Here is a 1216-nt window from a genome sequence, read left to right as displayed (position 1 = left end):
GGCCCACTCCGCGACAGCAGGCTCCGCGCCAGCAGGCCCCGCGACGCCCGGTCCCGCCGCCGACAGGAGGCCCGTATGAGTCCGCTCCCGGCGACCCGCTACGACGACCGGCGTCGCACCTTCCCGGCCCTGGGTGCCCGGTCGGAGCGGACCGGCACCTGGTGGGGCGGGGCCTGGATCGAGGCCCTGGAGGGCCTGGCCCTGGACCCGGCCCGGCTGGCCCGTGGCCGCAGGTACGCGCAGGCGGGGAACGTCGACGCGATCACCGTCACCCCCGGCCGCATCACCGCGTACGTGCACGGCTCCCGCCCCCGTCCGTACCGTACGGAACTGCGTCTGCGCACCCTGCCCGACGCAGCCTGGGAGGACTTCCTCGACACGGCTGCCCAGAACCCCTCCCACATCGCCGCGCTGCTCGACAAGGACCTGCCGCACACCCTCGCCGACCAGGTCGATCTGCTGCCCGCCTCCGGTGACCTGGTCCCCGACTGCTCCTGCCCCGACGACGGTTACCCGTGCAAGCACGCGGCGGCGCTCTGCTACCAGACGGCCCGGCTCCTCGACGAGGACCCCTTCGTCCTGCTGCTGATGCGCGGCCGGGGCGAGCAGGAGACGCTCGCCGCGCTGGCCCGCCGCAACACCGCCCTGTCGGCGGTGGAGCGGGAGACGCCGGCGCCCGAACTGCCCACGGTCGCCGCCCGGGAGGCGGTCAGGGCCGGGGCGCGGCCCGAGCTGCCGCCCCCCTTGCCGGCCCGCCACCGCGCGGGCCAGATCGGTGGTGGTCCGGCCGGTGGCCCGGGACAGCGCGGAGTACAGCGCCCGGGTCGTGGAGGTCACGCCGGAGCCGGGGTGCGCCGCCGCGAGGCGGACCGCGTCCTGCCAGGTCGACAGGGACGCGATCGGGTCCTCGCCAGTGGTCAGCAGGGCGTGCGCCCGGGCCGCCGCCTCGGTGGCGAGCAGGTCGAGCGCCAGCGGGTCGGGGGCGCCCTGGAGGGTGGGGAAGGCCGGCGGGTGGCCCGCGCGCGCCGGGGCCGGCAAGGGGGGCGGCAGCTCGGGCCGCGCCCCGGCCCTGACCGCCTCCCGGGCGGCGACCGTGGGCAGTTCGGGCGCCGGCGTCTCCCGCTCCACCGCCGACAGGGCGGTGTTGCGGCGGGCCAGCGCGGCGAGCGTCTCCTGCTCGCCCCGGCCGCGCATCAGCAGCAGGACGAAGGGGTCC

The 1216-nt window shown here is 77.9% G+C and carries 1 protein-coding gene; it reads left to right on the top strand.

Annotated features, from left to right (window positions below; genetic code table 11):
* Positions 1-75: 75 nt before the first annotated feature.
* The coding region (locus ACJA3G_RS37240) for an SWIM zinc finger family protein (protein WP_406557431.1) at positions 76-1216 on the top strand (1141 nt) is incomplete at its 3' end.

The sequence above is a fragment of the Streptomyces sp. YS-3 genome, from assembly GCF_045257485.1.
Classification (GTDB): domain Bacteria; phylum Actinomycetota; class Actinomycetes; order Streptomycetales; family Streptomycetaceae; genus Streptomyces.
Note: the sequence above shows the minus strand (reverse complement) of the source record. Positions and strands in the feature narration are given on the sequence as shown.